Origin of the sequence: Amycolatopsis sp. NPDC050768 (assembly GCF_040654155.1) — a bacterium.
Classification (GTDB): domain Bacteria; phylum Actinomycetota; class Actinomycetes; order Mycobacteriales; family Pseudonocardiaceae; genus Amycolatopsis.
This window is the reverse complement of the sequence record NZ_JBFAHL010000007.1, coordinates 467,415-493,623: the sequence shown is the minus strand read 5'-3', so window position 1 is coordinate 493,623 and position 26,209 is coordinate 467,415. Positions and strand designations below refer to the sequence as shown.

Here is a 26,209-nt window from a genome sequence, read left to right as displayed (position 1 = left end):
CGTCAGGAACAGCGCCACGCTACTCGGTGAAGAGATCACCGCTGAGGTACTTGAGTCCGGTGTCGACCGCGATGGTCACCACGCTGTGCCCGGGCCCGAGCTCCCGGGCGAGCGTGATCGCGCCCGAGACGTTCACCGCGGACGAAGTGCCGGCGAAAAGCCCTTCACACCTTGCCAGCCGCAACGCCAGACCGCGCGCCTCGTCTTCGTCGACGGCCCTCGCCTCATCGAAGACCGCCGAGGTGAGCAACGGCGGAATAATGCCCGTACCGATCCCTTCGACCCGGTGCGGACCACCGCGTCCCGCCGTGAGCATGGGCGAGCTCGCCGGTTCGAGGGCGACAAACCGCGTCGGAAGGTGATCAGCGCGAAACGCGGCATTGACCCCGGCCAGCATGCCGCCGGTCCCGACGCCGGCGCAGAAGGCGTCGACGGTCACGCCCCCGGCTCGTGCCTGCTCGAGGATTTCACGGCCCATCCGCTCGTAGCCCGCCAGAGCGTGCGTGTTGCGGAACTGATCCGTCCAGAAGGCGCCCTCTCGGGCGACGATGCGGTCAACCTCTTCACGCATCCGGTCGAACAGCGAAGGCGTGATCCGCCCACCCTCGCTCGGGACCACGGTCAGGTCGGCGCCGAACGCTCTCATGGTGCTCAGCTTCTCCGGCGCGAAGGCATCCGAAGTCACAATGGACAGCGGATACCCTTTGACAGCACAAATGAACGCCAGGGAAGAGCCCGTGCTGCCGCCGGTGTACTCCACAACACGCCGGCCGCGCTGAAGCACACCGGCGCGCTCGGCTCCTTCGATCATGGCCAGCGCCATCCGGTCCTTGTAACTTCCCGTGGGATTCCCACCTTCGAGCTTCACCAGAACCTGCGCCGCCTCGCCGGGCACGACGTGGCTCAGCCGCACCAGAGGGGTTCCTCCGATGGCGTCGAGCACTGACGAAGCGATCCCTGCTCGCATCATCGAACCCCTCTCCCGCCGTGCTCGCGCGCAGCGCGGGCTCTGCCCCTCCGATTGAACGCAGATCGTGGCGATCACCGAAACACGGCTCGGCCCTGAAGTCCACCACCGCCTCTTCACCCACCCACCGTCGCGCCCGGTGTGGGTGCAGACCAGGCCGACGCCGGCCTGCGCGGCCACGACGGCCAAGTCCGGGTCGTAGCCGCCCCAGGTGTCGTTGATCAGGTCCGCGCCGGCGGCGCAGGCTTCGCGCGCCAGGTGTCCACGCTGATGACGACGTCGGGGTGCTCGGCGCGCACGTTCGCGACGAAGTCGACGATCCGGCGGATCTCCTCGGCGGCGGTGACCCCTTCGCCGGGCGCCGCCTTCACCCCGCCGATGTCGACGATCTCGGCGCCCTCGGCCACGACCTGGCGCACGCGGTCGTACGCGGCCTGCTCGTTCCAGGTGGCGCCCTTGTCGTAGAAGGAGTCCGGGGTGCGGTTGACGATCGCCATGGTGAGGAACTCCTCGCCCGTGAACTCGTGCCGTCCCAGCCGGATCCCCGGCGCGCGGTCAGTGAGCGGTGGCGCGGACATCGGAACCCAGAGCGTGGACGAACCCGTCCGGCACCACGACGTCCTCGCGGCTGAGGTCGTGGACCGAGCGGTGGCCGAGGGCGAGCAGGGTGGAGTCGATGCCGTTGCGCAGGACGTCGAGCACGTTCTCGACGCCGGCCTGGCCGTTCGCGGCGAGGCCCCAGAGGTAGGCGCGGCCGATGAGCACGGCGCGGGCGCCGAGGGCGAGGGCCTTGACGACGTCGCTGCCGCGGCGGATGCCGCCGTCGAGCAGGACTTCCACGTCGGAGCCGACGGCGTCGGCGATCGCGGGCAGGGCGCGGATGGTGGCGGGGGTGCCGTCGAGGTTGTTGCCGCCGTGGTTGGACACGGAGATGGCGCTGACGCCGGCGTCGACGGCGCGGCGGGCCTCGTCGACGCGGATGACGCCCTTGAGCAGGAACGGGCCGTCCCACTGCTCGCGCAGCCAGCGCACGTCGTCCCACGTCGGCGGGGTGGTCTGCATCCACTGCCCGTACGCGCCGAAGAAGGTGGGCGCGGTGCCGCCGGGCGGGGTCATGTTGGGCACGGACAGGTCGGGCAGCCGGCGGGTGCGGGCGTAGCTGTAGAGCCAGCGCGGGTGCCGCAGGCTTTCCGGCGCGAACCGGAGCAGCTCGCGCGGAGTGAGCTTGTCCGGGATGTGGGGGCTGCCCCAGTCGCGGCTGTGGGAGAACGACCAGTCGAGGGTGAGGATGATGCCGACGGCTCCGGCCGTGCGGGCGCGGTCGAGCCGTTGGAGGATGTCGTCGCGCGTGCCCGTCCAGTAGACCTGGAAGTAGGTGTTCGGGTTGGCGGCGACGACCTCCTCGATCGGCTTGCTGCCGAACGACGACAGGCCCATCGACGTGCCGCGCGCGGCGGCGGCGCGGGCGACCGCGACCTCGCCGTCGGGGTGGACCGCCTGCACGCCGGTGGGCGAGATCACCACGGGCAGGGCGACGTCGCGGCCGAGCACTGTCGTGGCGAGCTCGCGCTGCGCGGAGTGCCCGGCGGTGCGCGGGGCGAAGCGCAGTTCGTCGAACGCGCCGAGGTTGTCGGCGAGGGTGAGGCCTTTTTCGGACCCGGCGAGGAGTGCCGAGTAGACGGAGCCGGGCAGGCGTTTTTTGGCCCTGCGCTGGGCTTCGGCGACGGATTCGAACCAGGTGCTGCTCATCGGTTTTCCTTGCGGTCGATGCGGAGAGGACGCCACGCGACGCGGGGACGCAGGGGCGCGGCCGTGCGGTGGGTGAGGCAGCCGGCCCAGACGCCGGCGCCGTAGGCGAGGTCGTCGGCGACCGCGGCGGCGCTGTAGCGCACCGGGTCGAGGTCGGGGCGGCGGGTGAGCCAGCTCGCGAGGGGCGGGCCGAGGAGCAGGGACGCGGCGGCCAGGCGGTGGCGACCGCCGGCGAGCAGCACGGCGACCAGGGCCGGCGCGGCGTACTGCGTGGTGTAGCGGCCGGCGCCGAGCCAGGTCTGGTGGACGGCGGTGGCCATCGCGCGGGTGACGCCGTCGGTGGGAATGTCGCCCTGCTGAAGGGTTTTGCGCATGCTCAGCACCGCCCCGGCGAATCCGGCGGCGGCGGCGAGTGGCTTCCTGGTGAGGAGGCCGGCGACCGTGAGTGTCGGCCAGGGGTGCAGGACGAGCGGTGCCATCGCGTCGGGATGCCGTTGGGTCAGCGGCGCGGCGGACGTGCCGTAGCGGAAGCGGCGCGACAGCAGTCCGCGCCAGGTGGTGGGTTCTTCGTGATCGACGAGGACGGACGGGTCGTAGCGCACGCGCAGGCCGGCGGCGTGCAGGCGCCAGACCAGGTCGACGTCCTCACCGACCCGCATCGCCGGGTCGAACACCGCCCCGCCCTGGGCCACCGCCTCGAGGGCGGAGCGGCGGGCCACGAGTGCGGCGGTCGGGACGTAGGACACCCGGGTCCCCGGCGCGACGCGCGCCTGCTGGTCGCCGAGGTCGAGGCTGCCGGCGGCGCGGGTGTAGCGGCCGGCCGTGGTGTCGGGCGCGAGAGGGCGGATCCGCGGCGCCACCGCGGCGAGCAGCGGGTCGGCGAAGTGGGCGGCGAGCCGGTCTGTCCATTCGGGACGGGGGACGCAGTCGCTGTCGAGAAAGGCGATGAGCTCGGTGGTGACGTGGTCGAGCGCGGTGTTGCGCGCGGCGGCGGGACCGCCGTTGGTGTCGCGGCGCACCAGCTTCGCGCCGTGCGCGGCCGCCACGGCCGCGATCGCGGCCGGGTCGGCGGAGGCGTCGTCGACGACCAGGACGGGGTGGGCTCCGTCGAGCCCGGCCAGGCACCGAGCGAGCTCGTCCGCGCGGTCGTGCACCGGGACGACAATGGTGAGGTCCGGCGGGTTCCGCGGAGGTGGCGGCACGGGGTGCGCGAGGCCGGCGTCGGTGAACCGGCGCGCCAGTGCACCGGTCGCCGGTGAGTCGACCGGGCCGTTTTCGAGGGTGCGCCAAGCTTTCTGCCCGGCGGCCGTCAGGCGCAGCACGCGGGCCGGGGAGCCGCCGAACCACAGGGCGCCGGTGAGCTGCTTGGTGCCGGGATCGAGGACGACACGGAAGCCGTGTGGCAAAGGCTCGGTCACAGGGCCAGCCCTCCGTCCACAGGTACGACCGAGCCCGTCATCCCGCTGCTGTCCGGACCGGCGAGGAACGCCAGCACCGCGGCGACTTCGTCCGGGTCCAGCAGCCGGTCCATCGGCTGCTGAGTGGCGAACGCGGCGGCCGCGGGCAGGTCGTAGAGCCGGGCGCTTTCGGCCAGGATCGGCGTGTCGGTGGAACCCGGGCTGACGGCGTTGGCGGTTACCCCGGTGTTGCCCAGTTCCACGCCGAGCGCGCGGACGAGCCCGGCGACACCGGCTTTGGCGGCGCAATACGCCGCGAGCATGGGCAGCCCCCGCGTCGCCGCGGCGGAGGCCACGGCCAGGAACCGGCCCGAGCGTGGCGCCGGGCGGCGCAGCAACGCCGGGATCGCGGCGCGCGCGAGGTTCACGACGCCCCGGAGGTCGATGTCGAGCACAGCGTCTTCCTGCTCCTCAGGAACTTCCCACAGCGGAACGCCACCGGCGATCACGCCCGCCGCCGCGATGACCGCGTCGAGGCCGCCCCAGCGTTCTTCGGCTTCGGAGACGGCGGAGGCCAGCGCGGCTCGGTCGCGAACGTCGGCGACGCGCGCCACGACGTTCGGGTGTTCGGCCACAGTGGACAGTTCAGCGAGAGTGCCCATCCTGTAGGGCAAAGCCGGATCGTCGGCGGCGAGGTCGACGGCCAGAACGGCCCAGCCGTCCGAAGCCAGCCGCCGGGTGGTCGCCGCGCCGATGCCGCGCGCGGCGCCGGTGACGAGGGCGACGCGGGGGCTCACGAGGCCACCACCGGAAGCCAGGCCGCGACGTGCGCGAGGAGCTGAGCGGTCAACGTATCCAGCAGCACGTGGCCTTCGGCCGCCGTGGCTCCGGTCGGGTCGCCGAGGACGCCGGTGTCCGTGATGGCCCGCACGCCTCCGGATCGCAGCAGCGGCAGCACTTCACTCAACGGACGCCGGTCCCCCGCGACGGCCCGCTCCATGCGCACCGCGGCCGGCCGCAAGACGAGCTGCAGAGCGGTCTCCGGAGCACCGGCGTGAGGCTCGCCGCTCCAGCGGGGCTGGAAGACGGAGACGTCGCGGGATTCCGACCTCAGCGTGGCGACGGCGCGGGCGACCGGTTCCGCGTTGCCGCCGTGCGCGGACACGAACAGGACCCGGCCGAACGTCTCCGTGGCCGACCGGCCCAGTTCGACCAGGAGCAGCTCGGTCGCGGCCTGCCCGATGGACAGCGTGCCGGCGAAACCGGCGTGTTCGCCGCTGGACCCGTACGCGACCGCGGGCGCGATCAGGACCTCGGGCCGCGCCGCCGCGAGCGCCTCGCACAGCGCGAGGGCGATGTCGGTATCGGTGGACAGCGGCAGGTGGGGACCGTGCTGCTCGGTCGCGCCGATCGGCACCGCGAGGACGGCGCCCGCCGCGGCGCGCCGCGCGACCTCCGGGAACGGCAAGTCGGACAGCTGCATCTCAGTGCCCGAACCCGGCCAGCGGGCTCTCGTCGCAGGCGCGCTCCGGCGGGCGCCGCAGGCCGATGGTGACCGGCACCGGGCCGGTGCGGCGCCGGGAGGGGGCGCCGCGGTGCGAGTGGTCCAGCGACGGCTTCGGCGCGCTGCCCGGCGCGACCCCGGCCAGCGCCAGTTCCCCCTGTCCCCGCACGCATTCCGGGTCGGGGCCGTCGAGCGGCAGGCCGGTGAAGAACTTCGCCGCCATGCAGCCGCCGCGGCAGGAGTCGTACGCGGAGCACGACGTGCACGCACCCCCGGTCTGGGGACTGCGGAGCTCGGCGAACAACTCCGAATCCCGCCACACGGGGGCGAACCCGCCGTCGGAGCGGATGTTGCCGGCGAGGAACGTGTCGTGGATGGCGAATGGGCAGGCGTAGACGTCGCCGACCGGGTCGACCAGGCACACCACACGCCCGGCGCCGCACAGGTTCAGCCCCGGCAGGCCGCCGTCGCCGTAGCCGGCGAGATGGAAGAACGAGTCGCCGGTGAGCACGTTGTCGCCGTTGGCGACGAGCCAGTCGTAGAGCTCGCGCTGCTGGGCGGCCGTCGGGTGCAGCTCGTCCCAGACGTCCGCGCCACGGCCCGAAGGACGCAGCCGGGTCAGGCGCAGCTGGGCACCGTGGCGATCGGCGATGGCCTTGAACGCATCCAGCTGCCCGGCGTTCTGCCGGGTGACCACAACGGACACCTTGAAGTCTGCGAAACCCGCGTCCCGCAAGCGTTCCATGGCCCGCACCGCGGTGCGGTACGAACCCGGGCCGCGCACGGCGTCGTTCACTTCCTCGGTGGCACCGTCGAGGGAGATCTGCACGTCGACGTAGTCGCTCGTGGCGAGCTTGCGCGCCACCTCGTCGGTGATCTTGATGCCGTTGGTGGAGAACTTCACGCCCACGTGGTGCTCGGTCGCGTAGTCGACGAGCTCCCAGAAGTCCGGGCGCACCGTCGGCTCACCGCCGCCGATGTTCACGTAGAAGACCTGCATCCGCTCGAACTCGTCGATCAGCGCCTTGCACTCGGCCGTACTCAGCTCGCGCGGATCCCGCCGCCCGGACGAGGACAGGCAGTGCACGCACGACAGGTTGCACGCGTAGGTCAGCTCCCACGTCAGGCAGATCGGCGCGTCGAGCCCGTACTGGAACTCCTCGACCAGCGACATCACACACTCCTCGGGCGGATCATCCGCGAAGCGGCCAGCGTGGCCAGCGCACCGCGATAACGGGGCAGCTCGGCCGGGGCCACGCCGGCTTCCGCGCAGGCCGCGCGGGCGGTCGCCTGCTCCGGCAGGGCTCGCACCACGGCCAGCAGCGTCGGGTTCTTCAGGAAGGACAGGCGGCGCGTGCCGAAGTGGTACAGCAGCGCGCCGAACCGCTCGGGCCGGACGGACACCTGGGCGTCGAGCTCCCAGGCGCCATCCAGCTCGAACGGCGCGGGGTCAGTAGACACCGCACATTCCGTCGATCGAGACCTCTTCGACCAGCAGGTCTTCGGCCACGTCCGTGGCCTCGACCTCGGCGGTGGTGTCGTCCATCAGGACCTCCTTCGATTTTCGTCACCTCGCGACGAATATCAGGGAGAGTAACGTCACCGCGTGACGAAAGACAAGACTCCCGACGAACGGTCACCCGATGAGCACTGACGCCCCCGCCCCTCGCGCCTCCCGCCGCGGCCGGCCGCCGGGCACGAGCGCCCGCGAGCTCGAGGTCATCGCCCTCAGGCTGTTCACCGAGCAGGGTTTCCACGAGACCACGGTCGAGGAGATCGCGTCCGCGGCCGGCGTCACCAAGCGCACGTTCTTCCGCTACTACGACACCAAAGCCGACGTGCTGTGGAACGAGTTCGACCACGAGGTGGCCACGATCCGGTCGCTGCTCGCCGCGGTGCCCGAAGACCTGACCGTCATGGAGGCCGTGCTCCGCGCCGTGCTCGAGGCCAACCACTACAGCGCCGAGGACGTGCCGGAGCTGCGCAAGCGCATGAGCCTGATCAGCACCATCCCCGACCTCGCCGCCAGCGCCACCATTCACTACGACGCCTGGGAACGCGCCGTCGCCGATTTCGTCGCCCGGCGCATCGGCCAGCCCACGGACTCCCTCTACCCGCTCACGGTCGGCCGTTCGGTGCTCGCCACCTGCCGCGCCGCCTACGAGCGCTGGTCCGCGCGCGCCGACGCCGACCTCACGGTGTACCTGGAGGCCGCGCTGAAAGCCCTGGCCGCCGGGTTCGCCGACCCCGTGCTGACCACCGAGCCCGATCCGCCGGCCGAGCGCGTGTGAGGCGTGCCGAATCCGGCCCGGCACCAGCGGAAACACCCCTATACTCAGCGCCTGTGATCGACGTCCGACCACCGGCGCCGGAACGAGCTCGGGCGTTCCTGGACGACCGGAGACCCCCGACACCCTGCCTCGTGATCGATCTCGACGCGGTGCGGGAAAGCCATGACCGGCTTCGCGAGGCGCTGCCCGACGCGCGGATGTACTACGCGGTGAAGGCGAACCCGGCGCCGGAGATCGTGCGGTTGCTCGTCCGGGCCGGCGCGGGCTTCGACGTCGCCGGCCGCGAGGAGATCGAGCTCTGCCTCGCCCAGGGCGCACGCCCCGAGCTGATCTCGTACGGCAACACCGTGAAGAAGGCCCGGGACATCGCGTTCGCGTTCCGGGCCGGGGTTCGCCGGTTCACGTTCGACAGCGCCGAGGACCTCGCCAACCTCGCCGAGCACGCGCCCGGGTCGACGGTGTCGTGCCGCGTCCTCGTGGACAGCTCCGGCTCGCAGACCCCGTTCGGGCAGAAGTTCGGCTGCGCCCCGGAGATGGCGGTGGACCTCCTCACGCGGGCCGCCGCCCTGGGGCTGGACCCGGAAGGCGTCGCGTTCCACGTCGGCTCGCAGCACCTCGACCCGCGGGCCTGGGAGGCCGGGGTCGCCACCGCCGCGAGGGTGACACGCGAGGTGGCGGCGCGCGGTGTTGCGTTGCGCGGCTTGAACATCGGCGGCGGGCTGCCGGGCCGGTACACGACCACGCCCCCGCCGCTCGCCGAGTACGCGGCGGCCATCCGGGCGTCGATCGCGCGGCACTTCCCCGTCGCGCCGGACCTCGCGTTCGAGCCCGGCCGGGCGGTGGTGGCCGACGCCGGGCTGATCCGCAGCGAGGTCGTGCTGGTGTCGCGCAAGTCCGTGACCGACGAAAAACGCTGGGTGTACCTGGACATCGGCCGGTACGGCGGGCTGGCCGAGACCGAGAACGAGGCCATCGCCTATCGCCTGGAGACCGCGCTCGACGGAACTCCCGACGGCCCGGTCGTCGTCGCCGGCCCCACGTGCGACGGCGACGACGTGCTCTACCTTCGCACTCCGTACCGCCTGCCGCTCGGGTTGACGGCCGGTGACCACGTGGACATCCTGAGCACAGGCGCCTACACGCAGAGCTACTCGTCGGTGTCGTTCAACGGGTTCCCGCCGTTGAAAACGTACTTCGTCGGCGGAGAACCCGAGGAGATCGGCGAGTTCGCCGGCCGGCACGTGCTCGCCGAGTTCTCGGGTGTGGCGGCCGAACTGCTCGACGACGTCGAATTCCTGTGCGACAGCTTGGCACGCGCGTTGCGCAAGGCCGGCGCGACCGTGCGGGAGGTGACGTCCACGCGGTTCGACCCGCAGGGGGTGACCGTGGTCGCGTTGCTGTCGGAATCGCACGCGTCGATCCACTCCTATCCCGAACGCGGGTCGGTGTTCGTCGACGTGTTCACGTGCGGGCGCCGCGCGGACCCCGAACTGGCTGTGCAGCTGTTGCAGGACATGCTCGGCGCGACGGCGGCCAGGACCAGCACCATCCACAGAGGACAGGACGCACGGTGAACATCACGGAATCGGTCGGCGCGGGCCTGACGCGGGCCTGGCAGGTCTCGGACGTGCTCGTCGACACCCGCACCGACTACCAGCACCTGGTGATCGGCAAGACCGCCCAGGGCATCTCGTTGTTCTGCGACGACGAGCGGCAGAGCACCGAGCTGAGCCAGCTCGTCTACCACGAGGCCCTGCTCGTGCCCGCGCTGCTGCTGGCCGCCCAGGTGAACCGGGTGCTGGTCGTCGGGTCGAGCGAAGGTGTGGTGTGCCGGCTCGCGGTGCAGGCGGGCGCGTCGGTCGTCGACCACGTGGACATCGACGCTCAGGCGGTGCGGCTGTGCGCGCAACACCTGCCCTACGGCTATTCGGCCGCCGAGCTGGCCGCCGCCGAGCGTGGCGACGGCGCGATCCGCGTGCACTACGCCGACGGCTGGGAATTCATCCGCGCCTCCACCGAGAAGTACGACATCGTGGTGGTCGACCTGCCCGACGAGCAGGACGGCACCGACGCGCAGCACAACCGCTTGTACGGCACGGATTTCCTGCGGCTGTGCCGGAACCTGCTCACCCCCGGCGGGGTGGTGGCATACCAGGCTGGCTGCCCGACGCTCTGGCGCAACTCGACGCTCGTGAAGTGCTGGCACCGGTTCACGGAGACGTTCCCCTCGCCGGTGTACTTCGGCTCGGACGAGCACGAGTGGGCGTTCCTCTTCGGCACCGAGCTCGACGCGCCGGTGGACACCATGGTGCGGCGCTGGGCGACCCTGCCGTACCGCCCGGAGACGATCGACGAGCCGACCCTGCGCGGATCCACGGTGCCGCCGCTCAGTCTCCGCCGCTGATCGGCTGGTGCTCCCTCGCGCGCGCCGTTGACGCTGGCCACGAAGTTCATGCGTGTTGACGGCTCGGTCAGACCCCCCGAAGAGCAGCCCCCCGTCCTGGTCGAGGCACGCGACGGCGTCCAGATCATCACCATCAACCAGCCCTCGCCCGCAACGACGCAGCCACTCGGGGAATCGCCGCCGCGGCCGGTTCGTGCGCCGCGAGAGTAGTAGCGACGAGTACTCACACCGGTAGGGTCACAACCTCAGGAAGTGCGGCCCGCGCCCTCCGTCATGGTGCGCCGCAAGCGTTCCCGCTCGCGCTCGTCCGCCACGTCGGTCCGAGGTGGGCGAGGGAGATGGCGGCGGCCCGCGGCCAGCACGAACCGGGGCCGGTGCAAGGTCGACAGGTCTTCGGTCGGGTCACCGGCCACCGCGATGAGGTCCGCGCTCAGCCCGGGAGCCAAGCGGCCGGTGACGGTGGACAGCCCGCAGACCGACGCGGCGACATCGGTGGCGCTCGCCAGGACGCCGCGGGGCGACATACCGGTTTCGGCCAGCAGGTCGAGGCCGTCGGCGTAGCGGTCGAAGTGGACGAGGGGGATGCCGGCGTCCGTGCCGGCCACGATGGTCGCGCCGAGGGCCACCAGCCGGCGGAGGTTGTCGAGCACGGTGTCGCGTTCGTCCCAGGGGCAGAAGTACTCCGCGGCGGTGCAGGCGGAGTTCATGGTGGGGCTCACGGCGATGCCGCCGGCGACGATGCGGGCCGCGATGGCCGGGTCGAAGCGGGTGCCGGTGCGGGTGACCCAGCCGCAGTGTTCGATGCAGTCGACGCCGGCCGTGACCGCGCGGTCGATGCCTTCCACGCCCAGGGCGTGGGTGGTCACCGGGAGGCCGAGTGCGTGGGCCTCGGTCACCAGCGCGGTGAGCTCCGCGGTGGTGTAGCGCGCTTCCGACGGGTGGCTGCCGGGGGTCATGAACCCGCCGGTGGTCATGACCTTGATCAGGTCGACCCCGTCCTGGGCGTGGCGTCGCACCCGCATGCGCAGCTGGGCGACGCCGTCCGCGGCGCCGCCCATGGACTCGGCGTGGCCGCCGGTCACGGTGATCGGCGCGTTCGCGGCGAGGATCCGGGGCGCCGCCTCGGGCAGGGTCGGCAGGAGGTCGCGGATCTCGGTGCCGAGGGTGCCGGGTGCGCCGAGGTCGCGGGCGGTGGTGACGCCGGCGTCCAGCAGCCGCCGGGCGTTGGCGATCATGCGGTGGCGCAGGGCGTCCTCGTCGTCCGGCCCGGCGAGGGTGACGGCGCCCGCGGCGGGGTCGAGGGACAGGTGTACGTGGCAGTCGATCAGGCCCGGCATCAGCGTCGTGTCGCCGAGATCGGTGGCGTCGTCGGCGCGCGGAGCCGAAGCACGTGGCCCGGCGTAGGTGATCAGCCCGTCCTCGACGCACACCGCGGCGTCCTCGATCAGGGGCGCCGCCGAGTCGGTCAGCAGCCGGGCGGCCGTGTAGATCCCGGTCATGCCGACCGCCGGTACTCCGCCAGCGCCGCGCAGAACTTCTCGACGTCTTCGCTGCTGTTGTAGTAGTGGAACGCGGCCCGCAGGATCGACCCGCGCGGCGACGTGACGATCCGCCGCTCGGCGAAGAACCGGCCCAGCGCGTCGGGATCGGCGTCGACCAAGGCGACCTGCGGCCCAGGGCGGGCGTCGGGCATCGGGAGGCTCAGCACCTCGCCGGCCTCGGTCAGCCGCGCGGTGGCCTCCTCGACGAGGCTCGCCACGTGCCGCCAGCGCGCCACCGGGTCCACCTCGGCCAGCACCTGGAGTCCGGCCTGCGCCGCGTACACCGCGGGAATGCCCGGGGTGCCGGACTCGAAGCGGCGCGCCGCGGCCGGTCCGTCGAGCGCCACCGGATCGAAGCCGAACGGGTCGGTCCGGCCGAACCAGCCGGTCATCGTCGGCCGCTGCTCGTCCTCGACGCCGGCCCGGGCGTACAGCGCGGCGACGCCGGGCAGCCCGAGCAGGTACTTCAGCGTGCCGGTCACCAAGTAGTCGCAGTCGATCTCGGCCACGTCGACCGGCACGACGCCCGTCGCCTGGTACGCGTCGACCAGCACTCGGGCACCGACTTCGCGGGCCAGCTTGGCGATCTCGTTGACCGGCTGCAGCGAACCGTTGGTGTAGAGCGCCAACGGGATCGACACCAGCCGCGTCCGCTCGTCGATCTGCGCGCGGTAAGCCTCGACCACGCCGCGCTCGCGCATCGACGCGTCGTCGACCCAGCGCATCTGCCCTTCGCCCGGGCGGCACGCGTGCAGCACCTGGCCGACGCTGGGGAACTCGGCGGCCATCGACACGACGACGTCTTCCTCGGCGAAGCGCAGCGCCCCGACAGCCTGGTACGCGGCGTGCGAAGCCGAAGGCACCAAAGCGATCTCGTCCGCGCTCGCGCCGAGGAACGCCGCGATCGACGTCCGCAGACGCTCCACTTCGGACATCCACGGTCCCCACGGCGCTCCCTGGTCGCGCAGCAGGTACGCGAACTCGGCCAGCGCGGCGGTCACCCTGGTGGCGATGGCGCCCTGGCTGCACGACGCGAGGTGCGTCGTGTCGACGAGACTGGGGAACTGCTCTCGGAACCGCTGCGGGTCCACGAGTCACCTCCGTGCGCAACTTGTGGTCTTGGTCAGTCACAGTGAACATGCGAAAGCCTGGCTGCGCAATACCCGGGATTGCCGGTTGACGGAGCAGGGGCCATCACCCACACTGATGCGAATTCATCACAGCTGAACACCTCGCCGTGTCCCCTCAGGAGCGCCCATGTCCGAACCCAAGGCCCCGGCCCGCCGCCGGCGGCACTGGTTACTGCTGCTGGTCCCGTTCGTCTGGTGCATCGCCGCCATCCCGCTGGCCAACCGGGTCCATTACCTGTTCGGCTCGATCCCCTTCCTGCTGGTGTGGATGACCCTCGGCGTGCTCGCCGGGTCCGCCGCCATCGGCGCCGTCTACGTCATCGATCGCCGCAACGGCGATCTGGATCGGTTCTAGGAGCACGCGATGGCCCTGATCCTGGCGTTGGTGATCGCGGTCGGCTCGATCGCGTGGGGCACGGTCGCCGCGGCCCGCGGCCGGAAGATGAACCTGCAGGAGTGGTCGGTCGGGAGCCGGCGCTTCGGCACCTGGCTGTTCTGGTTCCTGATGGTCGGCGAGACGTTCACGACCTTCGCGCTGCTGGGCGCGTCCCAAAGCGTGTTCAGCAACGGCGCACCCGGCTACTACGTGCTGGGCACCATGGTGCTCACCGCGGCCGTGGGCTACTGGGTGGTGCCGCGGATCTGGCGCGCGGGCAAGCAGCACGGTCTGGTCACCATGGGCGACTACTTCACGACCCGGTTCTCCGCGCCCTGGTTCGGCGGCCTGATCGCGGTGTTCGGCATCATCTCGCTGCTGCTCTACGCGCAGGTCCAGCTGACCGGCCTCAGCCTCATCCTGGGCAGCCTGTTCGGCGACAGCCTGCCGTCACTGGCCTACGTCGTCGCCGGCGGCGTGCTCGTGGCGGCGTTCGTGCTCGTCGGCGGGATGCGCAGCGCGGCGTTCACCGCGGTGGTCAAGGACGTGCTGCTCATCGCGGTGCTGCTGGTGATCGCGGTCGGCGCGGCGAGCGCGGCCGGGGCGAGCGGGCCGATCGGGGTGTTCGACGCCCTCAAGGACACCCAGCCGCACGCGGCCACGTTGCCCGGCATCAAGGGCACCGCGGCGACGAACACGTGGTGGTGGATGAGCTTCCTGCTGATCACGCCGCTCGGTTCGTTCGCACTGCCGCACATGTTCCAGGTGTCCTACACCGCCAAGGACGTGGCGACGATCCGGCGCAACCAGATGATCCAGCCGCTGTACTCGCTGTTCTACGTGCTGATCGTGTTGATCGCGCTGGCCGCGGTGCTGGCCCTGCCGAACCTGCCCGACAAGCAGGCCAACGCGTCGCTGCTGATCTTCGTCCACGACAACTTCCCGAGCTGGGTGATCGGGCTGCTCGGCGGCGCGGGCATCCTCGTCGCCCTCGTGCCGACCGCGGTGCTCGTGCTCACCGCCAGCAGCCTGTTCACTCGCAACGTGGTGGGCGGCATGTCGAAGAAGCTGGCCGGCTCGCTCACGATCTCCCGGGCCGGCGTGGTGGTGTTCACCGCGATCGTGGTGCTGCTCGTGGCGCAGAGCAGCTCGAAACTGCTCAGCATCATGACCAACGTGTACAGCGCCGTCGGGCAGCTGGCGCCCGCGCTGTTCCTCTCGATGCTGTGGCGGCGGGTCACCGCGGTCGGGCTGGCGGCCGGGGCGGTGTGCGGCGGGCTGATCGTCGGCGTGCCGCAGCTGAGTGCGCTTTTCGCGCACACGGTGCCGCCGGGCACCGTCATCGGCCTGCCCGCCCTGGTGGTCAACCTCGTCGTCACGGTGCTGGTGAGCCTGGTGACGCGACCACCGGCCGCGGCGGCGATCGACGCCGGGACCGGGGACAGCGCTCCTGCCGAGGACCGGGAGCCCGTCGGTGAGGCCGCGCTGCACTGATGAACGCTCCGGGCACCTTCCGGTCCCGGGCGTGCGCGCCCGGGACCGGACACACCGCGGCTCGACTGGCCGGCAGACGATAATGGCCGGATGACCATGACTCGGATCCGTGAGTTCCGCACCCTCCGGGGCTTGACCGTCCGCGAGCTGGCGGACCGGGCCTCGGTGTCCACCGGGCTGATCAGCCAGGTCGAACGCGGCGTCACCGACCCGAGCCTGGAGACGATGCGGCGGATCGCCGAGGTCCTCGAGGTGCCGCTGTTCAGCCTCTTCCAGGACGGCGAGCACGACACCGTCGCCGTCATCCGGCGCGAGAACCGGTACCGCATCTCGTCACCGCACCACGCGATCACCTACACCCGCGTCTCCCCCGGCGGCGCGAAGCTCGAGGTGCTCGAAGGCCAGCTGGAGCCGGGCTCGGTGTCGGCGGACACGCTGCGCTCCCACCCCTCGGAAGAGTGCGTCGTGGTGCTCACCGGCCGCCTCACGGTCGAGGTCGGCGACCAGGTGCACGTGCTGAAGACGGGCGACAGCTGCCACTTCGACTCGAACATCCCCCACCGCTTCCGCAACGACGGTCGGACGAGCGCGCGGTTCATGGTGAGCGTGACTCCGCCGAGCTACTGACGAGGGGCTCGCACGTGGAGATCGAACCGCTCGACCCGGCGGCGGCCGGCAGCTCGGTTCTCGAGGGCGTCCACGAGGTGGTCTCGGCCGCCGATCGGCTGGACAAGCCGGGCGCACCGCCGGTGACGTTCGACGCGGCCATCGGCCGGCTCGAGAATCCTCAGCCGAACCTGGGCCGCGCCCTGCGCTGGGTGGCACGCCGGGACGGGCGCGTCGCCGGACTCGCCGCCCTGTACTTTCCGGACGCCGAAAACAGCCATCTCGGCCTCCTGGAGCTGACCGTCCACCCCGAGGCCCGTCGCCGCCGCATCGGCACCGCCGTCCTCAGCGCGATCACGCCGGAACTGCGCGGACGCACGGTCCTGGAGTGCTGGAACGTCACCAAGGGCGGCGCCGGCGTCGCCTTCGGCACGGCGCTCGGCTTCGAGGTGGTCGACGAGACGGTGTTCCAGACGCTGTCGCTCGTCGGCGCCGATCGCTGCGCGTGGGAAGTCTCCCCGGCAGCCGGATATCGCTTGCACACCTGGCACGGCAGCGCGCCGGAGGAGCTGGTGACCTCCTACGCCGACGCGCGGCGCGCGATCGCGGACAGCCCGTTCGGCCGCTCGGCGTACCGGTTTCCGAGGTGGACCGCCGACCGCGTGCGCGAGTCCGAGGCCGACCGCCGCCGGCGCGGGATCGACCACCGGGTGGTCGCGGTGGTACACCGGGGTTCCGGGCGGGTCGTGGGCTTCACGGAACTGCAGCTGTACCCGCATCGCCGCGACCTCGGCTACCAAGGCGACACCGCCGTGCTGGCCGCGCACCGCGGGCGCGGACTCGGTTTCTGCGCGAAGGCGGCCATGCTGCGCCTGCTGCTCGCCGAGCGCCCCGACGTCGAACAGGTCGTCACGTCGACGGCGGCGGCGAACCCGTACATGGTCAACGTGAACGTGGCGCTCGGCTACCGGACCACGCGGGAAACGGTGATCCTCGCCCAGGACACCGAGAAGCTCGCGCGCCGTCGAGCTCAGAGATCGGTGGCCCGCGGATGGTGGGGTTCGTAGATCCCCACTTGACTGCCACCGGGGAGCCGGAAACCGCTCAATCGCCCCCACCGCTCTTCTTCGACCGGCGCGCACGTGACGCCGGCGGCAGCCAGATCGGCCAGCGTCGCATCCAGGTCGTCGCACATGAAGTACAGCTCGTGGGACGGCGGGCCGTCGCCGGGGTGGACGGCGAGTTCGGCCGGCGGGAGTTTGAAGATCAGCCAGCCGCCGCCGGCGTCGACGTGAGGGAAGGCGAGAACCTCGCGGAAGAAGGCGCGGTCCGCTTCGGCGTCGTGGCTGGAGACGATCACGTGGGCTCCGCTGATGGGCATGCGGTCACTGTCGCACACCCAGACGCCGGAAGCTGGACTCCGCAAACGATCAGTCCCGCCGGAAGCCCGCGATCATCTCGTCGTGGTCGAGCACGTCGTCGCCGTAGAGGTCCTGAAGCCAGTTCGTCTGGTAGATCGTGTCGAGGTAGCGCTCGCCGAGGTCCGGCGCGATGGCGACGGCGGTGAGGCCTTGCCCCTCGTGCTCGGGGAGCCAACGCATGGCGCCGCTTACGACGGTGCCGGTGGAGCCGCCGAAGAGGAACCCCCTGCGGGCCAGCCGGTGGCAGCTGCGGATGGTGTCGGCCTCCTCGACGGCGATCACCTCGTCCACATAGGACTCATCGAGCAGCGCCGGCCGGACACTCGTGCCGAGGCCGGGGATCATCCGGCGGCCCGGCGCGCCGCCGAAGGTCACCGAGCCGGCGCTGTCCACCGCGACGATGTGGACCGGTCGGGGCCATTCCCGGAAGAAGCGGGCGCAGCCCATGAGCGTGCCCGTGGTGCCCGCGCCGACGAACAGCACGTCGAGTTTCGGGAACTGGCGGGCGATCTCCGGCGCGGTGGTCCGGTAGTGCGCCTTCCAGTTTTCCGGGTTGGCGTACTGGTTGAGCCAGACGTAACGCTCGTCGGAGGCGCACAGCTCACGCACCAGCGCGAGCCGCGCACCCAGGAAACCGCCGTCGGCGGCGGGCTCCGCGATGATGTGCACGCGGCTGCCCAGCGCCTCCATCAGACGCCGGCTGGCCAGGTTGCAGCGCGAGTCGGTGACGCAGAGGAACCGGTAGCCCTTGCTGGCGGCGACCATGCTGAGCGCCACGCCGAGATTGCCCGACGACGACTCGACCAGGATCGAGTCCCGCGTCAGCAGTCCCTGCCACTCGGCGGCCTCCACCATCTCGGTCGCGGCCTTGAGCTTGATCGACCCGGCGAAGTTGAAACCCTCGCACTTGAGGAAGAGAGAATGCCCGAAGATCGACTCGAGATCGACGTACAGCTCTTCCTCGTTGAAGTCCGTGGGATCGGATATCACGGTCACGATGACCCCCTCCCTGGTTTGTCGTCAGCCGTAGCGGCGCAGTTCGTGGAAGAAGTCCGGGATGACGGTCAGCTCGCCGGCCCGGGTCACTTCGTCGTAGACGTACTTGCCCACCGCGAGGTCGAGGACCCCGAGCCCGAACGGCGAGAACACCACCGGCCGGTCGGCCGGCACGGAGACCCGTCCGGCCAGGACGTCGTCCAATGTGCCGTCGAGGAACTCGCGCCCGCCCGTGAGCTGCTCGGCCAGATGCGGCGACGTGCCGGCCTTCAGGCAGTGCTCGACGTCGTCGACGAAGTTCGCCGTGCTCAGCAGGAGCTCCGGCGCGAGATCGCGCAGAGAAACGTGCAGCACCACCGGATTGTGGTCGAACCACGACCGCTCGGACACGTGCGGCCGGCCCGCGACGGTGGCGAACACGATCAGGTCACTCGAGGAGATCAGCGACTCCGCCGACTCGTGGACCGTGATCCGCCCGCCGGTTCCCGATCGCTCGAGGTACCCGCGGAACCCCGCGCCGCTCTCGGCCGACAGGTCGTGCACGCCGATTTCGTCGAACTCCCAGCCGGTGCCGGCCAGGAAAGTGTGGACGTAGCGGGCGATGAGCCCCGTCCCGACGAACCCGACCCGCGTCGGCCGCGCCCGGCCCCGGCTGAGCGCCGCCGCGGCGCACGCCGCCAGAGCGGCGGTCCGCGTGGCGCTGATGATGGAGCTTTCCAGGCACGCGAACGGGTATCCGGTGTCGTGGTCGTTGAGGATCAGAACCGCCGACGCCCGCGGAATGCCGGACTCGATGTTCTCGGGGAAGCTCGAGATCCACTTCAGACCGTCCACTCGCACCTGTCCGCCGATCGAGGCCGGCAGCGCGATGATCCGGGACGCCGGGCGGTCGGGGAACCGCAGGAAGTACGACGGCGGGTTCACCGTGTCGCCCGCGCTGTGCAGCCGGTAGGTGGCCTCCACCAGTTCGACGATCTCCTGCTCGCGCCCCGCGAGCGTGCGCCGCACCTGGCCGCCGCCGATCACGGCGAACGGGGGCACCGCGTTCGGCCCGCCGGTTTCGGCGCGGGCCGGGGTGGGTCGGATCGCGGTCATCTCGCACCCGCTTCGGTACTCGGCGAGAGGTCGGCCCGCCGCACCGGATCGGCCAGCCCGACGAGCACCTCGCGGGACCCCTCGAAGGGCTCCCGGCTGTGCGCGGTCCGGATGTTGTCCACCAGCATCAGGTCCCCGGCCTGCCACGGCTCGCGCGCGGTGTTGGCCTCGTAGACGCGGTTGAGCAGCGCCACCACGTCCTCCCCGATCGGGTCACCGCCCCCGAAGCAGGTGTTGAACGGCAGCGCGTCGGCCCCGTACACGTCGATCAGGTACTCGCGAATCTCGGGATCCATGGTCCACTCGTTGAGGAACGCGACCTGGTTGAACCAGCAGCGCCGGCCGGTGACCGGGTGGTGCACCACCGCGCTGCGCCGCTGCCGGGTGCGCAACCCGCCGTCGGGCTGCCACTCGAACTCGATCGCGTTTGTCCGGCAGTAGTTCTCGATCTCCGCCCGGTCGTCGGTGCCGAACGACTCGGCGACCGTCGCGCCGATCTCGTCGTTGTAGCTGCGGGTGAGCAGCCAGCCCTCCTGCTCGAACCGGCGGACGAGGTCCGCGGGCAGCGCGTCGAGCACGGTCGGCGAGTCCGACACAGCCGTGGCGCCGCCTTCGGTGGGCGCGCCGAGGCAGGCGAACAGCAGCAGACCGGGAACCTCGAGCCGGTAGCTCAGCTCGTGGTGCATGCACATCGGCTGGTTCTGCGGCCACGCCGACGACGAGTACACCCCGGCCGAGTAGACCTCGCGCGACGCGAAGGCCTCGCGGTCTTTCATCAGTTCGGTGGCCAGGCGCTCGAACACGGCGGCGACGTCGGCGGCGTCGCTCAGCCCGAGGCCGCGGACGAGCACGGACCCGTGCTCGTCGACGGCGGCGCGCAGCGTGTCGCGGTGTTCGCTCGCCCAGCCCGGCGCACCGGTGCCCGGCTCGGCCGGCAGCAGCGGAACCCCGCCCGGGCTCAGCTGCACTTCGGCGAGCGACGCCGACGTTGAGGAAACCATGACTTGTCCTTTCGGCTCGAATTCACGTGACGAGCACCGGTTCGGCGGCCCGCAGCACGATCCGCGCGGTCTCGGCCGGGTTGGTGCGCGGGAAGTAGTGGCCGCCGCCGGCGATCGCACGCACCTCGACGTGCTCGGCCAGCAGCCGCCATTCGCCGTGGCGGTCGCGGAAGTCCACGGTGATCGGGTCGTCGTCCGCGGCGACGACGGTGACGGGCGTGGTCAGCTTCTCGGCCGGCGGGTTCGCCAGAGCGGAGGCGAGGTAGCTGTGCGCGGACACGCAGTCGTGCCGGAACGCCGCGCCGACCTGCTCGGCCCGCTGCGCGTCGAGCTCGCCGAGCGCGGGGTCGCCGCTGTCCGCGGCCAGCTCCGCGGCGATCGCGGAGTTGCTCAGCCGGCCCAGCTCGGTGATCGAGGCGCGCCGTTCGTCGGCGTCGCCCAGCAGCTGCGCGCCCAGGAACACCCGCCGCACGTCCACCCCGCGCCCGGCGAGCCGCCGGGCCGTCTCGAAGGCGAACGCGGCACCGGAGGAATGGCCCCACAACAGCACGCCCTTCGGCGCGAGGTGATCGATTTCCGCGACGACCTGGTCGACCACCCGCGCCATCGGCGCGAACGCCTCGCGATCGGCGGCCAGGTCGTGCCCGGGCAGCTCCACGGCGTACATCGCGAGCCCGCTCCCCTGCAGCTCCGAAGCCAGCGGCCGGAAGTTCACCGAGTTGCCCCCGGCGTGCGGGAAGCAGACGAGCACGGCGTCCGGTTCTCCGACCGGCTCGGTGAGCGGCTGCAGCAGCTCGACGGCCTCGGCGCGGGGCTGGTCGGTGAGCAGCGCGGCCTGGTCGGCGAGCACCGGGTGCCGGGTGATCTCGGCGAGCGACACCGCGCGATCCAGGGCGACGGCCAGCTTCACCGCCGAGAGCGACGTGCCGCCCCGGTCGAAGAAGTGGTCGCGCCGGCCGATCTTCTCCGGCGCGAGGCCGAGCACGCCGGCCCACGCGGCCGCCAGCCGCTGCTCGGCGGGTGTCGCCGGAGCGTCGTGGTCTTCTTCGGCGCCTTCGAGCTCCGTCGCCAGCGCGGTCAGCACCAACTTGTCGATCTTGCCGTTGGCGGTCAAGGGAAGCTGCTCCCGCCAATGGAACGCCGACGGGACCATGTAACCGGGCAGCGAGCCGCTCAACCGCGCGTGCAACGTCTCGCCGGGCAGCGCCTCGGCGGCCGAGTAGAACGCCACCAGGTGCTTGCCCTGGCCGTCCCGCTCGGCGACCACCACGGCGCCGTCGCCGACGCCGGGCACACGCAGCAGCGTGTTCTCGACCTCGCCGATCTCGATCCGGAAGCCGGAGATCTTCACCTGGCTGTCGCGGCGGCCCAGGAATTCCAGCCGGCCCCCGGGCATCCAGCGCCCGCGGTCCCCGCTGCGGTACAGGCGTTCGCCCGCCCGGTGCGGATCGGGCAGGAACGCCGCGAGGGTCCGCGCGAGGTCGTTCACGTACCCGCGCCCCACGCACACACCGGAGAACACGATCTCGCCTGGCGCGCCCAGCGGCACCGGCTGCAGGTGCTCGTCGACGACGTAGACGTGCACGTTGTTCACGGGCCGCCCGAGCGGGACCCGGCCGGCGTCCGGTGGCCGGTCCATGACCTCGTGGTTGGTGTCGTCGGAGGTCTCGGTGAGGCCGTAGGCGTTGACCAGCTTGACGTCCGGGTACGCCGCGAACCAGCGCTGCACCAGCTCCTTCTTCACTGCCTCGCCGGTCACCGACACGCACCGCAGGTCCGGCAGCGGGCGCGGATGACTCTCCACAAAGGACAGCACGGCTTCCAGGTAGGACGGCACGACCTGCGCCACCGCGACCCGGTCCCGCGCGAGCCGGTCGACGAACCGCTCGGCGTCGAGGATCACCTCCTGCTCGACGATCAACGTCCGCCCGCCGACGAGCAACGGCGCCAGCAGCTGCCACAACGAGATGTCGAAGCACTGGGGCGCGGTCTGCGCCACGACCTGTCCCTCGGCGATCCCCAGGTCGTCGATCTTGGCGTGCAGGTGGTTCAGCATCCCCGCGTGCTCGCACATCGCGCCCTTGGGCTCACCGGTGGAGCCGGAGGTGAAGTAGATGTAGGCGAGCTGGCGCGGCGTCACGTCGATCCCGAGATCGGTCGAGGACCGGTCCTCCGCGCAGGCCGCCTCGATGTGCAGCCGCACCGCGCCGGGCAGCAACTCCAGCGCGTGGTCGAGCGTCTCGCTGCTGCCGCGTTCGGTCAGCACCAGTTCGCAGCCGGCCCGCCGCAGCGTCTTCGCGATCCGCTCGGGCGGGAAGTGCGGTTCGACCGGCAGGTACACGCCACCGGCCTTGAACACGGCGAGCACAGCGGTGAGCCAGCCGAGGTTCCGCTCGGTCACCACCGCCACCACGCTCTCCCGGCGCAGGCCGCGGGCGAGCAGCGCCCGCGCGAGCCGGTTGGCCCGCTCGTTGAGCTCGCGGTAAGTCCACGCGTGCTCGCCGTGCACGGCCGCGATCGCGTCCGGGTGCCGCCGCACCCGTTGCTCGAACAGCTCGTGCGCGCGCAGGTCGGGCAAAGGCCGACTCGGTCCGGCGAGCCCGTCGAGCTGGAACCGCAGCTCGTCGGGTGCGAGCAGGCTCTGCGGCGCGTGCTCGGTGTCCGGGGCCGCTACCAGCCGCGCGAGCGCGGCGACGTGGTAGCCGGCGATCCGGGCCGCGGCGGCCGCGTCGAGCACGTCGGCGCGGTAACGCACGTCCAGACGCCTGCGGCGGTTCGCGAACCCGACGCGCAGCACCGTCGTCCCGGTGAGCTCACCGTCGCCGGCGGGGTCGAACACGGTCTCCGTGACCGGGCCGGGCACACCCAGGTCGCGCCGCAGCTCGTCCACCGGGAAATGCCGGTGCGCCAACAACTGCGACTCGGCCCGGTACGTCTCGGTCACCAGTTCCCGCCAGGTTTCCGGCTCCGTCGTCAGGCGGCACGGCACCGGCGCGCCGGCCGGCGTCGCATAGCCGGTCACGACCTCGCGTTCACCGGTCAGCGCGGCGAGCACCCTGGCGTGCGCGGCGAGCAGCACCGCGCTGCCCGGGATCCCCAGCTCCCGCGCCAGCCGGCGCACTCCCGCCGCCACCGGGGCGGGCAGCCGCACGGTCGTCGTCCCCACTCCCGCCCCCGAACCCGAGGTCCAGCGCGGCACGGTCGTGGCCCCTCCGGCCACGAGCACGTCGCGCCAGAACCGGAAGTCCGCTCTCGGTAGCTCTCCCATGTGTTCCCCTCCGCTCACCGTGGCCACGGGCTCGGCCGCCACGTTCCGTCGGCGATGATCGCCTTTCCGTTGTGTCCGTTGTGTCCGTCCGAGGCGCGGCGCCGCGGGCTGGGCCGCCGTTTTCCGTCGGTGACGCTGAAGTGCTCGATCGACTTGCCGTTGTGCCCTTCCCGTCGCCGGTGCCGGCCGGCCGCGACCCGACTGTCGGCTTCACGGCCGGGCCGGATCTCCCGGGCCGGGTTGCCCTCCCACCGGGTGTGCGGCGGTACGTCCTCGCCCTTCATCAGGAAGGAGTCGGCCGCGAGCACCGAACCCTCGCCCATCGTCACTCCGTAGTGGACCCACGCACCGACCCCGACGGTGCTGCGCGCGCCGACGACGATGCGGTCGGACTTGAAGGCACCGTCCTCCTGGGAATGGCATTGCACGTGCGAGCCGATGTTGAGGGTGACCTCGTCGCCGAACGTCACGAGGGTCTTCTCCGGCATCGCCGCGCCGTCGTCGAACACGCGCTTCCCGACCTTGACCCCGAGCATCCGCCAGGCCAGGTTCTTGAACGGGGTGCCATTGAGGGCCTGGACGTGCACTGTGGACGCCGCCGCCTTCCAGAACCGCTCGTGGCGCCAGAATCGGCGGTCGTAGATCGAGCAGTACAGCGGCCGCAACGGGTGGATCACGATGGACGCGCGTTCCACCAGTGTGAAGTACACGGAGCTGAACAGCAGCGCGGCGACCGAGGCCAGCGCCACCGCCGAAACCCCAAAGCGCGGGTAGAGCTCCGCCGAGGCCCAGCCGAGCAGCATGACCGCGAAGAAGTAGAACCAGCGCACCAGCAGGAACATCACGACGGTGCCGGCGTTGTGCCGGTTCTTCGCGGCGAGCCGGCGGCGGAACTCATCGCCGGTCCGCAGGTGGTCGAACTGGTGGTCGCGGGCCACCGTGCGGGGGATCTCGAAGCTCGGCGAGCCCAGCAGCCCCACGTTCTCGCGGACAGGGCCGTCAACGGGCACGAGGACCTTGGTCGCGAGCAGGCAGTTCTCCCCCGTCCGCCCCTGGGCGGGGTAGACGATCACGTTGCCGAGGAAGTTGTGCGCGCCGATGGCCGCCCGGGACACCTTGAAGGACGTGCTCGAATAGTCGGCGTTCACGATCGAAAGCCCGTCCGCCACCATCGTGCCGCTGCCGACGGAGCTCTGGAACGGCGTCTCGTGCTTGATCGCCGTGCCGAAGTTCGAACCGGTCTGCTCGACGTCGGGCATCCGGTAGCCGAGGTAGCGCAGGTAGTGCACGATCGCGGAGCTGTCGCCGAACACGGTCATGAAGAACTTGAGGTTGGTGATCAGCCGGATCGCCCGCAGGATCGAGTAGCGCAAGGTGTAAAGGCGGTAGACCTTGTCCGGTTTGAGCGCGAGGCTGAGCACGCGTGGGACGACGGCGATGAAGAGCAGCCCGAGCAGCGAGACGCCGAAGAAGATCACGGACGTGACCGCCAGCGCCTTGCCGTAGAACGCCCAGCTCCCGAAGGCGACCACGGGGGTCCCGAGCACCGTGTTGAGCCGCGGGACCTTGTCGATGAGCACGTCCACACCGCCGACCGCCAACGGGAGGTACACGAACAGCGTGGTCAGCAGCTGCGAGACACCGTAGGAAAACCGGCGCACCCGGCCGCACCGCGCGGGCCCGACCCCGCGGTAGTCCGCCTCCGCGCGCAGCGCCGGCGACCCGTGCCAGCGCTCACCGGCCGGCACCGCCTGCCCGGGGTGCAGCGACGACACGTGCCCCAGCTGGGAGCCGTCGTCCATCGACGTGCCGATGTCGAGCACCGACAGCTCACCCACGAACACGTCCTTGCCCAGCGTCACCGAACCGGTCTGGAGCACGCCGGATTCGGCCCGGTACCCGGTGAAGAACGAGTCCTTCCGGATCACCGAGCCCGCGCCGATCGTGAGCAGGTCGGTGCACACGGGCACGTTGCGCGAGAAGATCGCGACTCCCCGGCCGATCTTCGCGCCCAGTGCCTTCAGATACAGCACGTACAGCGGCGAGCCCAGGAACAGCAGTGCCACCGGATTCCGCTGCACCAGCGTCTTGACAAGCCAGAACCGGAAGTAGGCAAGCGACCACACACGAATCCGCTGCGGCTTCCACCGGCCGATGAGCACCCACTTCGCCACGACCGGCAGCAGGCACAGCCCGATCAGGCTCGCACCGCCGAACAGCACGAGCCGCACGTAGACCTCCAGCAGGTTCGCCGAGGCGTAGACCCACGAAGCACCGCGTACCACCAGGAGCGCGGCGAGATAGGAATAACCCAGGAAAGTCACGAACTGGAGCAGTCCGCAGAGGACGTACGCCACCGCGCCGGCGCGGGGGAGGTCAGCAACCTTTACCGGGTTCTGTTGTGTGCCCTGTTCCCGGGCCTGTGCTTCGGCCGCCGGCTCCGCCTCAGCGGGTTCGTCGACGGTGAGCGCGGTCGCGAGACTCCGCGCGGTCGGGTTGGCGTAGACGTCCTTCATCGACGCCGACGGCACGTCCGCCCGCTTGCGGAGCCGCGCGCAGAAATGCGCCATCACCAGCGAGTTCACGCCCAGGTCGTCGAAGAAGTGGCTCTCGGCCGACACCTGGTCGACCTTCGCCACGTCCGCGAGCACCTCGGCGTAGACGCGCTCCGTACGGTCGGGGGTGATGGCGTGCCTGCCACTACCCCGTCGAGATTCTGCCCGGTCCCCCGTCAGGAATTCGTCAGATTCCCCCAGGCTCCGGGCTTGGGTCTTCCCACCTGTATTCTCCCACCTCCACGTCCCCGACCGGCCGGACGTACCGGCATCGTCTCGAGGCCGTTCGCCACCCACTGTAATCCCCCTCCGCGTGCCGTCGACCCCAAAACGGTCCTTACGGGCACATTACGTCCCCGGGGCCGGAGTTCTCCCGAGAAAGTCTTCCGAGTTAGCGGAAAATTTCAGCGGCAA

Annotated in this window: 23 protein-coding genes and 2 pseudogenes; 8 read left to right on the top strand and 17 right to left on the bottom strand. The window is 71.3% G+C overall.

Annotation, left to right across the window (positions count from 1 at the left end; genetic code table 11):
• Positions 1-19: 19 nt before the first annotated feature.
• From AB0H62_RS23530 to mftA, 9 genes and pseudogenes are all read right to left on the bottom strand, one after another.
• Complete coding sequence (locus AB0H62_RS23530) at positions 20-943, bottom strand: cysteine synthase family protein (RefSeq protein ID WP_360588178.1); 924 nt, start codon at positions 941-943, stop codon at positions 20-22.
• Positions 944-1,105: 162 nt separating this feature from the next.
• A pseudogene (locus AB0H62_RS23525) lies at positions 1,106-1,464 on the bottom strand (dihydropteroate synthase); the annotation flags it as partial.
• 58 nt (positions 1,465-1,522) lie between these two features.
• Positions 1,523-2,716 (bottom strand): pre-mycofactocin synthase MftD, encoded by a 1,194-nt coding sequence (mftD, locus tag AB0H62_RS23520; RefSeq protein ID WP_360588142.1) that lies wholly within the window; start codon positions 2,714-2,716, stop codon positions 1,523-1,525.
• A complete protein-coding gene (mftF, locus tag AB0H62_RS23515; RefSeq protein WP_360588140.1) occupies positions 2,713-4,134 on the bottom strand; it encodes a mycofactocin biosynthesis glycosyltransferase MftF in 1,422 nt (473 codons plus the stop codon). The genes mftD and mftF overlap by 4 nt, the downstream gene beginning before the upstream one ends.
• A complete protein-coding gene (locus tag AB0H62_RS23510; protein ID WP_360588138.1) occupies positions 4,131-4,910 on the bottom strand; it encodes a mycofactocin-coupled SDR family oxidoreductase in 780 nt (259 codons plus the stop codon). The genes mftF and AB0H62_RS23510 overlap by 4 nt, the downstream gene beginning before the upstream one ends.
• On the bottom strand, positions 4,907-5,596 hold the full coding sequence (gene mftE / locus AB0H62_RS23505) for a mycofactocin biosynthesis peptidyl-dipeptidase MftE (RefSeq protein WP_220239657.1): 690 nt from the start codon (positions 5,594-5,596) through the stop codon (positions 4,907-4,909). Before mftE ends, AB0H62_RS23510 begins: the two co-directional genes overlap by 4 nt.
• Before the next feature lies 1 nt (position 5,597).
• Positions 5,598-6,791, bottom strand: coding sequence for a mycofactocin radical SAM maturase (mftC, locus tag AB0H62_RS23500; protein WP_220239656.1), 1,194 nt, complete (start codon positions 6,789-6,791; stop codon positions 5,598-5,600).
• Complete coding sequence (mftB, locus tag AB0H62_RS23495; protein WP_220239655.1) at positions 6,791-7,078, bottom strand: mycofactocin biosynthesis chaperone MftB; 288 nt, start codon at positions 7,076-7,078, stop codon at positions 6,791-6,793. Before mftB ends, mftC begins: the two co-directional genes overlap by 1 nt.
• Positions 7,068-7,163 carry a mycofactocin precursor MftA gene (gene mftA / locus AB0H62_RS23490; protein ID WP_220239654.1) on the bottom strand — a complete coding sequence of 32 codons (96 nt, stop codon included), beginning with the start codon at positions 7,161-7,163 and terminating at the stop codon, positions 7,068-7,070. Before mftA ends, mftB begins: the two co-directional genes overlap by 11 nt.
• Before the next feature lie 97 nt (positions 7,164-7,260).
• On the opposite strand from mftA, the gene mftR reads away from it, so the two are divergent.
• The 4 genes and pseudogenes from mftR to AB0H62_RS23470 all read left to right on the top strand — a co-directional run bounded on the left by mftR (position 7,261) and on the right by AB0H62_RS23470 (position 10,312).
• A complete protein-coding gene (mftR, locus tag AB0H62_RS23485; RefSeq protein WP_360588134.1) occupies positions 7,261-7,908 on the top strand; it encodes a mycofactocin system transcriptional regulator in 648 nt (215 codons plus the stop codon).
• A pseudogene (locus AB0H62_RS23480) lies at positions 7,905-9,029 on the top strand (type III PLP-dependent enzyme); the annotation flags it as partial. The gene mftR and the pseudogene AB0H62_RS23480, both read left to right, overlap by 4 nt.
• A 60-nt stretch (positions 9,030-9,089) precedes the next feature.
• Positions 9,090-9,482: an adenosylmethionine decarboxylase gene (gene speD, locus AB0H62_RS23475; RefSeq protein WP_354866797.1), complete on the top strand. Its 393-nt coding sequence runs from the start codon at positions 9,090-9,092 to the stop codon at positions 9,480-9,482.
• Positions 9,479-10,312: a spermidine synthase gene (locus tag AB0H62_RS23470; protein WP_360588132.1), complete on the top strand. Its 834-nt coding sequence runs from the start codon at positions 9,479-9,481 to the stop codon at positions 10,310-10,312. Before speD ends, AB0H62_RS23470 begins: the two co-directional genes overlap by 4 nt.
• A 245-nt stretch (positions 10,313-10,557) precedes the next feature.
• Here the strand turns inward: AB0H62_RS23470 and AB0H62_RS23465 are convergent, their stop codons facing one another.
• Complete coding sequence (locus AB0H62_RS23465) at positions 10,558-11,811, bottom strand: amidohydrolase family protein (RefSeq protein WP_360588130.1); 1,254 nt, start codon at positions 11,809-11,811, stop codon at positions 10,558-10,560.
• Complete coding sequence (locus AB0H62_RS23460; RefSeq protein WP_360588128.1) at positions 11,808-12,944, bottom strand: aminotransferase class V-fold PLP-dependent enzyme; 1,137 nt, start codon at positions 12,942-12,944, stop codon at positions 11,808-11,810. The genes AB0H62_RS23465 and AB0H62_RS23460 overlap by 4 nt, the downstream gene beginning before the upstream one ends.
• A 166-nt stretch (positions 12,945-13,110) precedes the next feature.
• Between AB0H62_RS23460 and AB0H62_RS23455 the strand changes: the two genes are divergently transcribed.
• The 4 genes from AB0H62_RS23455 (at position 13,111) to AB0H62_RS23440 (ending at position 16,526) form a co-directional block, all read left to right on the top strand.
• Positions 13,111-13,338: a DUF3311 domain-containing protein gene (locus tag AB0H62_RS23455; protein ID WP_220239648.1), complete on the top strand. Its 228-nt coding sequence runs from the start codon at positions 13,111-13,113 to the stop codon at positions 13,336-13,338.
• Between the two features lie 9 nt (positions 13,339-13,347).
• Positions 13,348-14,853, top strand: coding sequence for a sodium:solute symporter family protein (locus tag AB0H62_RS23450; protein ID WP_360588126.1), 1,506 nt, complete (start codon positions 13,348-13,350; stop codon positions 14,851-14,853).
• 90 nt (positions 14,854-14,943) lie between these two features.
• On the top strand, positions 14,944-15,480 hold the full coding sequence (locus tag AB0H62_RS23445) for an XRE family transcriptional regulator (protein WP_220239646.1): 537 nt from the start codon (positions 14,944-14,946) through the stop codon (positions 15,478-15,480).
• A gap of 14 nt (positions 15,481-15,494) precedes the next feature.
• Positions 15,495-16,526 (top strand): GNAT family N-acetyltransferase, encoded by a 1,032-nt coding sequence (locus tag AB0H62_RS23440; RefSeq protein ID WP_360588123.1) that lies wholly within the window; start codon positions 15,495-15,497, stop codon positions 16,524-16,526.
• Here the strand turns inward: AB0H62_RS23440 and AB0H62_RS23435 are convergent.
• From AB0H62_RS23435 to AB0H62_RS23410, 6 genes are read right to left on the bottom strand one after another with little or no spacing between them, the layout of a single operon-like run.
• On the bottom strand, positions 16,490-16,840 hold the full coding sequence (locus AB0H62_RS23435) for an extradiol dioxygenase (protein WP_255637863.1): 351 nt from the start codon (positions 16,838-16,840) through the stop codon (positions 16,490-16,492). The genes AB0H62_RS23440 and AB0H62_RS23435 overlap by 37 nt on opposite strands.
• 49 nt (positions 16,841-16,889) lie before the next feature.
• The gene (sbnA, locus tag AB0H62_RS23430) at positions 16,890-17,876 is read right to left on the bottom strand and encodes a 2,3-diaminopropionate biosynthesis protein SbnA (RefSeq protein WP_220239644.1); all 987 of its coding nucleotides are present in this window, start codon (positions 17,874-17,876) and stop codon (positions 16,890-16,892) included.
• Positions 17,877-17,900: 24 nt separating this feature from the next.
• Positions 17,901-18,971, bottom strand: coding sequence for a 2,3-diaminopropionate biosynthesis protein SbnB (gene sbnB / locus AB0H62_RS23425; protein WP_360588120.1), 1,071 nt, complete (start codon positions 18,969-18,971; stop codon positions 17,901-17,903).
• Positions 18,968-19,972, bottom strand: coding sequence for a TauD/TfdA family dioxygenase (locus AB0H62_RS23420; RefSeq protein ID WP_360588118.1), 1,005 nt, complete (start codon positions 19,970-19,972; stop codon positions 18,968-18,970). Before AB0H62_RS23420 ends, sbnB begins: the two co-directional genes overlap by 4 nt.
• A 22-nt stretch (positions 19,973-19,994) precedes the next feature.
• Entirely contained in the window at positions 19,995-23,240 is a 3,246-nt protein-coding gene (locus tag AB0H62_RS23415; protein WP_360588116.1) for an amino acid adenylation domain-containing protein, read from the bottom strand.
• Between the two features lie 14 nt (positions 23,241-23,254).
• On the bottom strand, positions 23,255-25,927 hold the full coding sequence (locus AB0H62_RS23410; RefSeq protein WP_220247616.1) for a Pls/PosA family non-ribosomal peptide synthetase: 2,673 nt from the start codon (positions 25,925-25,927) through the stop codon (positions 23,255-23,257).
• Positions 25,928-26,209: the final 282 nt, after the last annotated feature.